Origin of the sequence: Parabacteroides caecihominis, assembly GCF_023656785.1 — a bacterium.
Classification (GTDB): domain Bacteria; phylum Bacteroidota; class Bacteroidia; order Bacteroidales; family Tannerellaceae; genus Parabacteroides; species Parabacteroides segnis.
This window is the reverse complement of the sequence record NZ_JAMOKS010000004.1, coordinates 257,396-272,466: the sequence shown is the minus strand read 5'-3', so window position 1 is coordinate 272,466 and position 15,071 is coordinate 257,396. Positions and strand designations below refer to the sequence as shown.

Sequence of the window (15,071 nt, the reverse complement as noted above, 5' to 3'; positions counted from 1 at the left end):
TTAATAAATCGCCTGAAACAGGTGGTAAATAATATAGTATTCAACTTTAAAATCTAATTTTACAAAGGTATGGAAATAAACCTGAAAACACAATGGAATAAACTGAATAGTTTGTTCCGGGTAGCAATAATACTTTTTCTTTTCCTTTTTTCGCAATTTACGGTTATATGGTCTCAGACCATAACGTTTTCCGAAAATAGTCTGACAATCAAAAAAGCGTTTGCCGAGATCGAGAAACAGACAGACATGTCGGTTGACTATGATGAATCGGTTTTGAATATTCATAAGAAGATAGAGCTTGGAACTGGTAATAAAAATCTGGATGAAATATTAAATCAGATTTTACAGGGAACAAATTGCTCTTATGTAATTAAAAATAATCATATTGTTATTTCTGCCGAGAATAAAAAGCAGGAAAAGGAGAATCTGGTGGTAACCGGGACAATCACAGATGAACATGGCGAACCGATTATCGGTGCGAATGTGATGGAAAGAGGAACAACAAATGGTTGTATCTCCGACATCGACGGCAATTATTCATTAAGCGTAAAAGGAAATTCGGTCCTTTTATTTTCCTATATCGGATATATATCCAAAGAAATAGCCGTGAATAACCAAAAGATGATAAATGTGAGATTGATGGAAGACACACAAAAACTGGAGGAAGTGGTTGTCGTAGGTTATGGTGTTCAGAAAAAGGTAAATCTTACCGGTGCTGTTTCTGTTGTGAAAGGGGAAGAGATGACTAAACGTCCTGTTACCAATGCAACTTCCATGTTACAGGGGCAAGTTCCGGGTTTGCGTGTCGTAAACGGTTCCGGACAGTCGGGTAATAATAAAGTGAGTTTGCGGGTTCGCGGACAAGGCACGTATTCCGATGCCGGTTCCGATCCGCTGGTGCTGATCAACGGTGTTCCGGGAGATCTGTCAAATCTCGATCCGAATGCGATAGAAAGTATATCGGTATTGAAAGATGCCGCTTCTGCTGCTGTATATGGTGCGCGTGCGGCTAATGGTGTAGTATTGGTGACAACGAAAACGGGTATAAATAAAAAGACATCGATCAGTTATTCCGGAAACTTTGCCATTTATTCTCCGACACGTATGCTGAATGTCGTTACCAATTCCGTGGATTATATGAATTTATGGAATGAGGCTAAAGCGAATTCCGGTATTTCTTCGGGTTTGTATCCTCAGGACATTATTGACCAGTATAAAAATGCTAAACCGGGTGATCCGGAATATCCTAATTATGATTGGTTGGGAGAACATATCCACAGCACGTTCTCACATAATCACAATGTAGCTGTTTCCGGCGGATCGGATAAGATGTCATACAATGTATCTATGTATTATGCCGATGAAAACGGAACAATGGACGGACACGGATATAAGAAGTATAATTTTACGGCAGATCTGCAGAGCCAGATAACTAAATGGATGAAATTCGGTTCGTATGTGGGATTTATGAGAGGGGACAGAAAACGTCCTTATGAGGGAGGCACAGATGGCAGCTTTACTTCTATTTTTGCACAGGCACCTACTTATGCACCTCAACGTTCCGACGGTTCTTGGGTGTACAAGGCTTATCCGTGGGAAAGTAATAACAAGAATGTGATTGCTTTGGTCGGTAATGATGCATTACGTAAAAATACGAGTTATGATGTGAATGCACAGGCCTGGTTGACAATAGATATTGTTAAAGGGTTGTCCTGGCATACAAAGGGAGCGGTTCGCATGATCGCAGAAAGAGAGAAAGAATGGCGTCCGTTGGTAAAACTTTATAATTATCATTCCGGTGAATATATGAATGAACTGGATGTGGGTGCAAAAGGTCTGAATTCGAATGATTATCATACATTCTATACTTATCTGTATTCTTATTTGAAGTATGATGTGTCAACAAAGGACCAGAATCATAATTTCGGTCTGCAATTGGGTTATTCCCAAGAAACAAATGATTATGATTGGCTGAAGGGATATAGAAAAGATTTTCCGTTCCCGTTGACAGAGATTGATGCCGGTTCGAAAGAATTGCAGGAGGCAGAAGGAAATCTTGAACAATGGTCGTTAATGGGTATTTTCGGACGTTTCAATTATAACTATAAGGAACGTTATTTGTTTGAGGCCAACTTCCGTTATGATGGTTCTTCCCGCATTAATCCCGACGACAGATGGGGTATATTCCCTTCTTTCTCTGCCGGTTGGAGAATGACAGAAGAACAGTTTATGCAGGATTTGCATTGGTCATGGTTGAATAGTTTGAAGATCAGGGCTTCCTGGGGACAGTTAGGTAATCAGAATATTGGTATATACCCTTATCAGGCAGTCATGGAAAATGAGGGAAACTATACATTTGATAATTCTTCTTTGTCGACCGGTTATGCACAAACCAAGTATGCGAACCGGAATATAACATGGGAGACAACTACCGTTACTGATATAGGTTTGGAGGCAACAGTATTCAATGGTCTTAATGTTACGCTTGACTGGTATAAAAAGAAAACAAAAAATATTCTCCGGGATGCCCAGGTTACAGGGGCTTTAGGATTGGATGCACCTGTTATAAATAACGGTGAGATGGAGAATAAAGGCTTTGAAATTAATGCGCAGTATGTAAATAATATTAAAGGCGGTCTTTTCAAGGGATTAAATTATAATGTAGGTTTCTATTTTGACCGTAACAGGAACAAGGTGACAAAGTTTGGTGCTGATGAAATATCCGGACATTATCTGCGTCAGGAAGGTTTGCCTTACAATTCTTATTATATGCTGGATTGTATCGGTATTTTTAGGGATGAGGATGATGTGAAAAATTCACCCAAACAGTTCAATGATAATACATTGCCGGGCGATCTGAAATATCGTGATGCTAATAATGACGGTGTGATAGATAATGATGACCGTGTAGTGATTGACGGACGATTCCCTAAATTTGAGTATGCATTTAATTTGTCTGCCAGTTGGAAGGGATTTGACGTTTCTCTTCTGCTGCAAGGTGTTGAAGGAAAGAAACATTATGTTACGGATTGGGGATTACAGCCATTCCGTCAGGGTAGTGCTCCGACAATTGACTATGTAAAATATCGCTGGACAGAAGATAATCCGGATAACGCAAAGTATCCGAGAATGTATTTTGATGATTTCGGCGGTAGCAAGAATACAAGAAAGAATTCTTACTTTTTGAAAGATGCTTCTTATTTGCGTCTCAAGAATCTGACAATAGGCTATACTATTCCTGTAGAGTTGACAAGGAAAATGTTGGTTGAAAGGATACGTATATTCTTCTCCGGTGATAATCTGGCGACAATTACCAATTACCCGGAATTGGATCCGGAAAGAGAAGAAGACGGTCGTTTTGTTGCTTATCCGCAAAATAAGATTTGTTCATTTGGTATTAACGTCCAATTTTAATTCGATATGGTTATGAAGAAAACTAAATATTATTTGCTGCTGGCATTGGTTGTTATCATGAGCGGATGTGATGATTTTCTGGAAAAGAATCCGCCGTCCAAACCTTCGGAGAATACATTCTGGAAACAAAAAAGCGATTTGGATATGGCTCTGACCGCCTGTTACGGGACAATGACGAAATTTAGCCATGGTTATTTTTCATTCGGTACTCCTCAATGGGATAGCTTTGTTGATAATTGTCATAGTGTGGGCGAAGGAATCACATTTGATGTATTCCAAGGGAATATAGACCCGTCGACTGTAGGCATAATTCAAGATGTATATAAAGGTTCGTATGTCGGGATTACCCGTATGAATTTATTTCTTTATCAATTGGACCGGTACGAAAATACCGACTTATCGGAAACAGAGAGAGATTTTTATAAAGGACAAGTACTTTTCCTTAGAGCATTTTATTATTCATTCTTGTATAGATGTTACGGAGATGTACCTTTGATCCTTGAACCCCTCGATCTTGAAACACAATATCAGCCGAAAGTTGAAGCTGCAAAAATCTTAGAACAGATCTATTCGGATCTGGATGATGCCATTGGGCTGTTGCCGGACAATACCTATTTGGAATTACCCGGAAGAGTGACAAAAGGTGCGGCTCTTGCTTTAAAGGTCAGAATTATGTTATATGACGCATATAATGACAACGGAAAAGCTGACATTGGAAAAATGGGAAATATACTGACTGTGGCTGAGCAAATAAAAGGCTATTCGTTAAGTAATGATTTTGAAAGTATTTTTCAGGGTGCAGGGCAGGAAACGAATACAGAGATCATTTTCTCGACAAAATATCTGGCTCCCAATAATTGGCATACGAGTGATCTGTGGTTTGGCGCATGGTTACGTTGTGCTCCTTTGACAAACCTGGTGAGTGAATTTGAGTTTAAAGACGGTACCTCTTTTTCTACGGAAAATCCGTTATATAATCCGGAAAACCCGATCGAAAACCGAGATCCCCGTTTGGATATGTCCACTTTTTATCAGCAATTGGTTATGGGAGATGTCGAACAGCCTGTTACGGGCGTTTTGCCGACCGGTTACGGACTGAAGAAATTTGTAACCCGTGACAAGACGCAGTATCCGATCGGGTATAATACGCGTAGTGATCAGGACTGGGTACATTTCAGATATGCCGAAATATTGCTGGCTATAGCGGAAGCAGAGAATGAAGTGAATGGCCCGACTCAGAAAGCGTATGATGCGATTAACAGTATCCGTGCCCGTAAAGGTGTTGATATGCCGCCATTACCGACAGGTTTGAATCAGACACAGATGCGCGAAAAGATACGTCATGAAAGGCGGATAGAATTAGCATTTGAAGGGCATCGCTATTTTGATCTGAAACGATGGCGTATTATTGGAGAAATTATGAATAACTTTGACGAGCCGACATTGCCATTGTATAAATCTGTATTTGAAGATCGTTTTTATTTGTGGCCGATACCGCAGAGTGAGATCGACAAAAACAATGGCGTTTTGGTTCAGAACCCGAATTACAAATAAAACAGAGATATGAATAAGTTAATCAAAAATCGCGGGCTGCTTCTTTCATTAGGCAGCCTGGCAGTCTTTAGCAGTTGTGCTCAACAACAGCCACAGGAAGCAAAGAAGCCGAATATCGTGTTCATCTTTGCGGATGATATGGGATATGGAGATGTTTCTGCATTGAATGAAAATTCCAAGATAAAAACGACTAATATCGACCGGATTGCCAATGAAGGAGTTGTTTTTACAGATGCACATTCCAGTTCGTCTGTCAGCACACCTTCGCGTTACGGCGTGTTGACCGGACGGTATAATTGGCGTTCCGATCTCAAATCCGGTGTATTGATGGGATACAATAAGGCTTTGATCGCTCCGGATCGCAGAACGATCGCTTCTGTGCTGAGGGATCAGGGGTACCAGACTGCCTGTATCGGTAAATGGCATCTCGGATGGGATTGGAATAATATAGAAGCAGGGCCGGATAGTGTGGATTTTAGCAAACCTATCTCCAACGGGCCTACGACAAGAGGTTTCGATTATTTTTACGGAATCATTGCTTCCCTGGATATGGCTCCTTATGTTTATGTGGAAAATGATATGCCGACGGCCTTGCCTGACCGGGTAACAGTGAATGACGGTATGAAGTATTGGCGTAAGGGACCGACGGCTTCCGATTTTGATCATGAACAGACGTTACCCAATTTTATCAACAGGGCGGTGGATTATATCCATGATAAATCAAAGGAAGACAAGCCTTTCTATCTGTATCTCCCGTTACCGGCCCCTCATACTCCGATCTTGCCGATCAAGGAGTACCAGGGTAAATCCGGTCTGAATCCTTACGGCGATTTTGTACTGATGGTGGATGATATGGTAGGCAAGGTAATGAAAGCGTTGAAGGATGCCGGTGTTGATGATAATACAATATTGGTATTCAGTACCGACAATGGTTGCAGTCCGCAGGCCAAGTTTGATGAGTTACAGGAAAAGGGGCATTATCCGAGTTATATTTATCGCGGGCATAAAGCCGACTTATTTGACGGCGGTCACCGTATCCCTTGTGTTGTAAGATGGCCGGCACAGGTTAAACCTCATACGGTAAGCCAGACGGTCTGTCTGACAGATTTTTTTGCGACGTTTGCCGCTGTTGCCGATTATCAGTTGAAAGATTCTGAAGGTGAGGACAGCTACAATATCTTGCCTTTGTTGTTGAATGAGAAAGAAAGTAATGTTATCCGTGAGGCTACGGTTCATCATTCGATCAATGGTGATTTCACGATCCGTAAAGGAGAGTGGAAACTATTGTTGTCTCCCGGTTCCGGTGGTTGGAGTTTTCCGAGACCAGGTACGGATGATGATGTTATCAAAACATTACCGTTGGTTCAGTTGTATAATATGAAGGATGATCCGGCAGAAACAAAAAATGTATATGCAGAACATCCTGAGATCGTGAAAGATCTGAAGGAACTGATGATAAAATATGTCAGGGAAGGCCGTAGTACTCCGGGAGTCCCTCAGAAAAATGATGGTCCCGAAGTCTGGAAGCAACTAAGCTGGATAGAAGAATAATATTTTGAATCCTTGGAAAATCCCGGAAAACAGTTACTTTTGTTTTTCGGGATTTTATTTATCCGAGGGAGAGATATGTTAACAGAAAAGAGGAATATACCGTATGATTTTGAAGAAATATATGTATCATATTTCTCCAGGATGAAATGTTTTGCCCGTGAATATGTCTTGTCCGAAGAAGATGCGGAAAACATTGTACAGGATATTTTTACAGAGCTTTGGGAGAAAAAAGAGTTACTTACCTATAATATAAATTTAGTCGCATTTCTTTTTACTGCTGTAAAAAACAGATGTATAGATCATTTACGCCATAAAGTAACCGTGAGAGAAGCGGTAAACCAAATGCAGGAAGAATACCAGATTACTTTAAATGTGAAACTGGCGTCTTTGGAATTGTTTGACCAATCACTTTTGTCGGAGCAGGATGTTGAAAAGATAATTTCAGACGCAATCGACTCTTTACCTGAAAAATGCCGGGAGATTTTTATTAAAAGTAAGATAGAAGGGAAGAAACAGAAAGATATTGCCGCAGAATTGAATCTATCCCTTAAAACCGTTGAAAACCAAATGAATATAGCTTATAAGAAAATCAAGTCCGAGTTAAAAGATTATTTGCCTCTTCTTTTATTTTTTTTGAATAACTAAAAAAATAATTTCCTCTTTGGGGGTTTTTATACCTTCATCCGTTTACTAATTACTAAACGGAAAATATGGACGAACGAATATATAAATACTTTTATGAGGAGCTTTCCCCTGAAGAACGGGTTTCTTTGTTGCGTGATGTTGAAGCAGATGAAGAACTGAAAATGCAATTCGCAGAATATCAGAATATGTATGCCTTGTTGAATTTGGGACATCAGGTGGAAAACAGAGAGGTCGGCAAACATAAGTTCAATCAGTTTGTTTCCAGGAAGCAACGTGGAGTTCGCCTGAAATTGTGGTCACGGCGATTCAGTTATGCTGCTGTTATTACCTTACTGGTTGTTTCATCAAGTATATTGACGTATTGGTATGTGTGGAATAGCCTGCAACAGGATTTATCAGCCAATATAATGAATACTTTATATACACCGGCCGGGCAGCGTGCACAACTTGTTTTGCAGGATGGAACGGAAGTGTGGCTGAATGCGAAGTCGAAACTGGTTTATCCGGCACAGTTTGTTGGAAAGGAAAGACGGGTGACCGTTGAAGGAGAAGCCTTTTTTAATGTAGCGAAAAATCCCTCAAAACCATTTATCGTTTCAACACAAGATGTCGATATGAAGGTACTGGGTACACAGTTTAACGTTTTCTGCTATCCGGATGCCGGGTATATACAGACTAGTTTGCTGGAAGGTTCCGTCAAAGTGTTTTTTCCGAATAAAGAAAATGAAGGGGTTATTCTGAAACCGGACCAGCAGGTTACCGTTTCTCAGGGGGAAATGCATGTTTCACCGATAAACCTGGAAGATCATTTTTTATGGCGTGAAGGTATTTATGCTTTTGAGAACGAACCTTTGATTGAGATCCTGAAGAAAATGGAGTTATATTATGATGTCAGGATTGTAGTTAAAGATACTTCTCTGTTTAACGATACCTATACAGGAAAGTTCAGGCAGCGTGATAGTCTGGATGATGTGTTCCGGGTATTACAACAGATACGGAGATTCAAAATCGAAAAAGATAAAGATCGAAATATTATAACCTTGAGTAAATAACATGTTAAACTAAAAATGAGATGCTTATGAGGAAATAACACAAGTAAGAAAACAAAAGCGACAGAAGCTACCAACAACTGCCGCCGATGTAAAGTAAACACAAGACGTAAAATTTTAGTATTCACTTTAAACATTGAACAAATGTATGAAAAGAAAAACTTTGTTACAGTATTTTGCTGTGCATAATAACAGCATTAAAGATTTTTTTAGGATTATGAGAATATCGCTGGTTCTTTTATTTGTCTGTGTATTTCAGTTGATGGCAACTGATATGGATGCACAAAATACAGTAGTCAAGATTAAACAGAATAATATTTCTGTTAAGCAGTTTATAAAAGAGATCGAATCTCAGACTGACTACCTGGTTGTTTTTCGCAATCAGGATGTAGATGTCGATAAGATGATTTCTTTTAGAAAGACATCTGCCAAAGTCGCAGAACTTTTGGAGGAAATGTGTAAAAATGCCGATATTAATTATGTATTTGAAAATAATTATATCACACTTTCCAAAGCTCTTCCGGATGTAAAGCAGAACAAGAAGAGAGTCACAGGTGTTGTGACCGATGCTAAAGGTGAACCGGTAATCGGAGCCAATGTCGTAGAAGCTGGAACGACTAATGGTTCTATTACAGATATAGACGGGAATTATATTTTAGATGTTAACGATGATGCGACTATCCAGTTCTCATTTATTGGGTATCTCAGTCAGAGTGTGAGTGTGAAAGGAAAGACTGTTCTTAACATTACACTTATAGATGACACGCAGGCTTTGGATGAGGTGGTAGTTGTAGGTTATGGTACAGCTAAAAAGAGTGATCTGGCAGGATCTGTTGTTCGTGCTGATTTGGGTACTTTACAAGAGTCTCCCAATATTAGTTTAGGTTCTGCTTTACAGGGTGTTGTTCCCGGATTGAATGTGGGTGCGGTCACAGAGGCTGGGAAAGATCCGGATATGTCAATTCGCGGACGTACATCTATTAGTGGGGGAAATTCTCCGTTGATAGTGTTAGATGGTATAATATTCCGTGGAAACATGGTTGACATTAATATGAATGACGTAGAGTCAATAGATGTATTGAAAGATGCCAGTGCTGCTGCTATTTATGGTTCTGAAGCCAGTAATGGTGTAATTCTGATCACATCAAAAACAGGTAAGGTGATGAGTAAACCAACTATTGAGTATAGCGGTTCTTTTTCTTATCAACAACCAACAAATAAGGATATGTTTCCGGAAGGACGCGATGGTTTTCTTCGGAAAATTGCAGATCGCTTTCTGGAAGAAAGTAGGACAGGAAGTGATATGCTTGCTCCTAATCCTGACTGGGATGTTACAAAGCATTTGATGGATGGTAATACTTTCGCAGGTTATACTAATGGTACGGAAACCGACTGGTGGGGAATGTTGACGAAAGACATGCCATATATCCAGAATCACAATTTGAGTGTAAGAGGAAAGAGTGAATTAAGTAGTTATTATTTCTCGATGGGATATACGGATCAGCAGAACCTCATCATCAATGATACCTATAAGCGTTACAATGTGCGAATTAATATGGATACTAAAATCACCAATTGGCTGAAAGTTGGAGTACAATCGTTTTTTACGGTTAGTGACTATTCTGGTGTAGCTCCAACCTTGGGGACTGTAGTTGGTTTGCCACCGATTGTTGCTGTAACGGACGAAACCGGTGAATATATCAAAGAACCATATAAGAATACAACAAATCCGTTACTCCAAATTCAACAGGATGATGTAAACAAGCGTTATAATTTGTTTGGTAATTTCTATGCAGATGTAGATATTCCTTTTGTGAAAGGATTAAATTATCGTATGAATTTCTCACAAAACTTAATTGAAGGGAAAGAATATAATTACAATGCACTGGGACAAAATTATACTGGTTCTGCCTCTAAAAAAAATACAAGCCAGTATAACTGGACAGTGGATAATATAGTATCTTATAAGCGTACATTTGGTAAACATGCTATTAATGCCACTTTTGTATATGGTGTTGAAAAAAGACAGTATGAGGAGACGAAAGCAGGAGCTGTCAATTTTGCGAATGGTATTTTAGGTTATAATAAACTACAGACTGGCCAGTCGGATTTACAAACTGCACAATCAGGAGCTTGGCAAGAATCGAGTTTATATACTATGTTGCGTGCTATTTATTCATTCAATGATCGTTATATTTTCACAGGAACGGTTCGTCGTGATGGTTTTTCGGGTTTTGGTAAAGACCATAAATTTGGCGTATTTCCTTCCGGTGCTTTTGCATGGAGAATTAGCGAAGAGGATTTCTTTAAGGATAGAGTCGATTGGATGGAAAATCTGAAGTTACGTTTGTCTTATGGTTCAAATGGAAACAGAACAGTAGGGCGTTACCAAACATTAGCACAGTTGGGTTCGGGTGCCGGGTCTGTTAAAATAGGTGATGTTACCTATGATGCGGGTTATTTGTTTGGGGATGGATCTAGTGCAGAGCAGATGCAATGGATCACTTCATTGGCAAATGCCGATTTGAAGTGGGAAACAACTAATACTTTCAATATGGGGATGGACTTCAGTGCTTTAAACGGACGTATATTTGGTAATGTTGATTATTACTTATCACAAACGAATAATTTGTTGTTTAACATTAATATACCACAAATAAATGGTTTGGAAAAAATACCTACTAATATTGGTAAGCTCAAAAATCATGGGGTTGAATTTTCTATAACTGGTGTGCCGGTGCAGACAAAAGATTTTAGCTGGGATGTAACATTTAATTTTTCACGCAATAGAAATAAGGTTGTAAGTATTCTAGGTATTGATGCTGATGGTGATGGAAAAGAAGATGATCTGATTGCTAATAAAATATTTATAGGAAAGCCTTATGGAGTGAAATATGACTATAATATTATTGGTATGTGGCAATTGGCAGACAAACAGAATGGTCTTATTCCGAATGGCTTTGAATATGGAACTTATAAAGTGGAAGATGTTAATAATGATGGAAAATATACAGCTGACGAGGATCGTAAGATTGTTGGTTATGAAGACCCTGCTTATCGTTTTAGTATCCAAAACTCATTCAGATATAAAAACTGGGAGTTGAAAGTTTTCATAAATTCAGTACAAGGTGGTAAAAAATATTATTATGGACAACCGGGTAGTTCTTTACCTAACCCTGATAATATCTATCAGAGTAATCTGTTTAATTTTGATTACTGGACTCCTGAAAATCCGGACGCTCGTTATCGTCAGTTAGGATATTTTTCACAGTCTTTGGGGGGCTTTGCTTTTTCTCCATATGTTCAGCGTAGTTTTGTTAGGTTGCAGGATATAACCATATCTTACAATGTACCGGCCAGTTGGTTGAAGAAATTCAATGTAAATCGTCTGAAAGCTTATGTTTCTGGGAAAAATTTGCTGACATTTACAGACTGGGATGGATGGGATCCGGAAACAGGTTCCGGACTAGATTCGTCCAAATATCCGGTAATGAGAAGTTATTCTGTTGGTCTTAATCTTGAATTTTAATAATCTATGAATATGAAATCATTAAAATATAGTGTATTGTTTCTTATGGCATGTACACTTTGTGTATCATGTGATGAAAGTAAATTTCTGGAAGAAAAACCGTTGGATTTTTATTCTCCGGAGAACTCAATGGAAACATCAGCCCATTTTCAGGCGTCTATTAATTATTTGTATAACAGGACTAGACATTTGCAGTGGGGGACAAATACGGAAGCTCGTTTTGCATTTCGTTATGCAACTGATTTTGCATTTAATGCAACCGACTATTACAAACCAGCAAAACTGAATGATTATACGAATGTGATGGTTCCGACTTATTCAGTTCCGTTAGAGATCTGGAAAACTTGTTATACGATTGTATCAAATGCAAATGTAATATTAAATAGGTTGAACCAGGCTGCATCTGTTACGGATAGCGATAAAGAGGCTTTTCGTGGGGAGACCTTGTTTTTTAGATCTTATGCATATAAAATTTTAGCAAATTTATACGGAGGCGTTCCATTAGTCCTGGAAGAGGTCGAAACACCACGCCGGGATTATGTGAGAGCGACTCGTGAAGAAGTTTACGATCAAATAAGGAAGGACCTCGAAGAGGCCGAAACCTTATTGGATGATATAGATAAGGTAAAAGACGGAAAAATAAGTAAACAGATGGTCGAGCATTTACTAGCAGAAGTCTATATCAGTCTTGGACAGTATGACCAAGCTATCAGTGCTGCATCTCGTGTGATTGAGTATCCGGCAATGGGATTGATGACTTCTCGTTTTGGTTCACGCAAAGATGAAGAAGGCGATGTGTATTGGGATTTATTCCGTTTGAATAATCAGAACAGAAGTAGTGGAAATACAGAAAGTTTGTGGGTTATTCAGTATGATTATCAAAATCCTGCTTCAGGAACGGAATATAATATGCCTTGGGTTGTCCTTCCTTTTTATCAGAATATCCAGATAACGGAAAAAGATGGAACAGGCAAAGATATAACAACCAATGCTTTTTTAGGTGTAACAGATGGAAAGGGAGGACGTGGTGTTGCTTGGATGCAACCTACAGATTTCTTTTTCGGAGATTTATGGAAAGGTTCGGAAAATGATATAAGGAATTCATCATATAATATCATGCGTGATGTGAGAATTGATAATCCGGCATCCCCTGCTTTTGGTAAATGGTTAGTGAAAGATGGATATTCTAAGCAAGTGGATCCTATTCGTCAATGGTTCCCGTTCCTGACAAAGGTGGCTCGTATGAATAATTTCCCGGAAGATTTGTATCAGAGGAACTCAAACGGAGAACCTCTTATGACTGCATTCGGTGAACATCTGTTGATAAATAATGCGAACAGTTCTTATAAAGATGAATATATGTATCGTTTGGCAGAAACTTATTTATTACGTGCTGAAGCCTATGTCGGTAAAGGTGATAAGGAAAAAGCTGCTACTGATATTAATGTAATTCGTGCTAGAGCGAATGCAGAACCGGCAAAAGCTTCGGAAATGGATATTGATTATATTCTGGATGAGCGTTTGCGTGAATTATATGTAGAAGAAATGCGTATGGTCACTTTATGTCGTATGGGTAAGCTGGTGGATAGAAACCGCAAATACAATCCAAAATCAGGACCCTCCATTTCCGACTATCATAACTTATGGCCGATACCATTCTCTGAAATAGAACGGAATATTTTTGCAGAAATAAAACAAAATCCTGGATATTAGTACTATTTTGTTGATTATGATAAAGTTAATTAGGAACCAAGGGCTATTGTTCTCTTTGGGTGGAATGGCTATTCTAAGTACTTGTGCCCAAGCAGAACAAAAAACGGAAAGACCTAATATCATCTTTATTTTTGCAGATGATATGGGATACGGAGATGTTTCGGCCTTGAACGAAAATTCTAAAATTCAAACAGCTAATATCGATCGTATAGCAAAGGAGGGTGTTGTTTTTACGGATGCACATTCCAGTTCTTCAGTTAGTACACCTTCGCGCTATAGTGTGTTGACTGGACGGTACAACTGGCGCTCGACTGAAAAAGCCGGTGTATTGGGCGGATATAGTAAAGCTTTAATTCCACTGGGACGACGAACGGTAGCTAGTTTCCTAAAAGAACGAGGATACCAAACTGCTTGTATCGGAAAATGGCATCTGGGTTGGAACTGGAATAATATTGATGCAGGGATTGACAGTATCGACTTTAGTAAACCTGTAACTAACGGTCCGACAACATTAGGATTTGACTATTTCTATGGTATTTCCGGTTCACTGGATATGGCTCCCTATGTTTATGTGGAAAATGATATGCCTACAGCCTTACCTGATAGGATTACGGAAAACACAGGAATGAAATTCTGGCGAAAAGGTCCGACGGCTTCCGATTTCGATCATGAGCAGACTATGCCTAATTTTGTGAACAGAGCGGTGAGTTATATTCATGAGAAAGCGGAGAGCAATCAACCTTTTTATTTGTATTTGCCGTTACCGGCTCCTCATACTCCAATTCTTCCGATAAAGGAATATCAGGGTAAATCTGGCTTGAATCCATATGGAGACTTTGTTTTGATGGTTGATGATATGGTAGGTAAGATTATGAAAGCGTTGGAAGATGCCGGTATCGATAAGAATACAATTTTGGTATTCAGTACAGATAATGGGTGTAGTCCGGAAGCTAAGTTTGAAGAACTTCAGGCAAAAGGGCATTATCCCAGTTATGTTTACCGTGGACATAAAGCGGACTTGTTTGATGGCGGTCACCGTATCCCGTGTGTTGTTAAATGGCCTGCAAAAGTGAAACATCATATAGTAAACCAGACAATCTGTCTGACTGACTTTTTTGCCACTTTTGCTTCGGTTGCCGATTATAAATTGAAGGATTCTGAAGGTGAAGATAGCTATAATATCTTACCATTGCTTATAAATGAACAAGAAGGAGATGTTATTCGTGAAGCGACAGTTCATCATTCTATCAGAGGGCATTTTACGATTCGTAAAGGAGACTGGAAATTGTTACTCTCTCCTAGTTCCGGAGGTTGGAGTTTTCCGAAACCGGGAAAGGATGATGAGGTTATAAAAACTTTACCGGCTGTGCAACTCTATAATATGAAGGATGACCCGTCAGAAATAAATAATGTGTGTGCTGAACATCCGGAGATTGTGGAGGACTTAAAGGCTTTGATGATTAAATATATCAGAGAAGGACGAAGTACTCCCGGAATTCCTCAAAAGAATGATGGCCCTGAAGTTTGGAGCCAATTGAGTTGGATGGAAGAATAAGAATCTTTGAAATTTGTATAAATCCCGGAAAACTTTAGAAATCGTTTTTCGGGATTTTAAT

The 15,071-nt window shown here is 39.1% G+C and carries 8 protein-coding genes; all 8 read left to right on the top strand.

Going from position 1 to position 15,071, the window contains the following annotated elements; translation table 11 throughout:
* Positions 1–69: 69 nt before the first annotated feature.
* Positions 70–3,414, top strand: a complete 3,345-nt coding sequence (locus NBH14_RS04840) for a TonB-dependent receptor (protein ID WP_250817202.1) — start codon at positions 70–72, stop codon at positions 3,412–3,414.
* A 12-nt stretch (positions 3,415–3,426) separates the two neighbouring features.
* Positions 3,427–4,968 carry a RagB/SusD family nutrient uptake outer membrane protein gene (locus tag NBH14_RS04835; protein ID WP_250817200.1) on the top strand — a complete coding sequence of 514 codons (1,542 nt, stop codon included), beginning with the start codon at positions 3,427–3,429 and terminating at the stop codon, positions 4,966–4,968.
* A gap of 9 nt (positions 4,969–4,977) precedes the next feature.
* Entirely contained in the window at positions 4,978–6,519 is a 1,542-nt protein-coding gene (locus NBH14_RS04830) for a sulfatase family protein (RefSeq protein ID WP_186960334.1), read from the top strand.
* Positions 6,520–6,594: 75 nt separating this feature from the next.
* Positions 6,595–7,164, top strand: a complete 570-nt coding sequence (locus NBH14_RS04825; protein WP_186960351.1) for an RNA polymerase sigma-70 factor — start codon at positions 6,595–6,597, stop codon at positions 7,162–7,164.
* 65 nt (positions 7,165–7,229) lie between these two features.
* Entirely contained in the window at positions 7,230–8,216 is a 987-nt protein-coding gene (locus tag NBH14_RS04820) for a FecR domain-containing protein (protein ID WP_186960333.1), read from the top strand.
* A gap of 145 nt (positions 8,217–8,361) precedes the next feature.
* A complete protein-coding gene (locus tag NBH14_RS04815; RefSeq protein ID WP_250817198.1) occupies positions 8,362–11,742 on the top strand; it encodes a SusC/RagA family TonB-linked outer membrane protein in 3,381 nt (1,126 codons plus the stop codon).
* A 12-nt stretch (positions 11,743–11,754) separates the two neighbouring features.
* Complete coding sequence (locus NBH14_RS04810) at positions 11,755–13,455, top strand: RagB/SusD family nutrient uptake outer membrane protein (RefSeq protein WP_186960332.1); 1,701 nt, start codon at positions 11,755–11,757, stop codon at positions 13,453–13,455.
* A gap of 16 nt (positions 13,456–13,471) precedes the next feature.
* Positions 13,472–15,010, top strand: a complete 1,539-nt coding sequence (locus NBH14_RS04805; RefSeq protein WP_186960331.1) for a sulfatase family protein — start codon at positions 13,472–13,474, stop codon at positions 15,008–15,010.
* Positions 15,011–15,071 lie beyond the last annotated feature (61 nt).

What these genes read in the sequence shown, in the direction of transcription:
- NBH14_RS04840 (WP_250817202.1), top strand. Translation starts at nt 70, where the DNA reads ATGGAAATAAACCTGAAAACACAATGGAATAAACTGAATAGTTTGTTC.
- NBH14_RS04805 (WP_186960331.1), top strand. Translation starts at nt 13,472, where the DNA reads ATGATAAAGTTAATTAGGAACCAAGGGCTATTGTTCTCTTTGGGTGGA.
- NBH14_RS04815 (WP_250817198.1), top strand. Translation starts at nt 8,362, where the DNA reads ATGAAAAGAAAAACTTTGTTACAGTATTTTGCTGTGCATAATAACAGC.
- NBH14_RS04830 (WP_186960334.1), top strand. Translation starts at nt 4,978, where the DNA reads ATGAATAAGTTAATCAAAAATCGCGGGCTGCTTCTTTCATTAGGCAGC.
- NBH14_RS04810 (WP_186960332.1), top strand. Translation starts at nt 11,755, where the DNA reads ATGAAATCATTAAAATATAGTGTATTGTTTCTTATGGCATGTACACTT.
- NBH14_RS04835 (WP_250817200.1), top strand. Translation starts at nt 3,427, where the DNA reads ATGAAGAAAACTAAATATTATTTGCTGCTGGCATTGGTTGTTATCATG.
- NBH14_RS04825 (WP_186960351.1), top strand. Translation starts at nt 6,595, where the DNA reads ATGTTAACAGAAAAGAGGAATATACCGTATGATTTTGAAGAAATATAT.
- NBH14_RS04820 (WP_186960333.1), top strand. Translation starts at nt 7,230, where the DNA reads ATGGACGAACGAATATATAAATACTTTTATGAGGAGCTTTCCCCTGAA.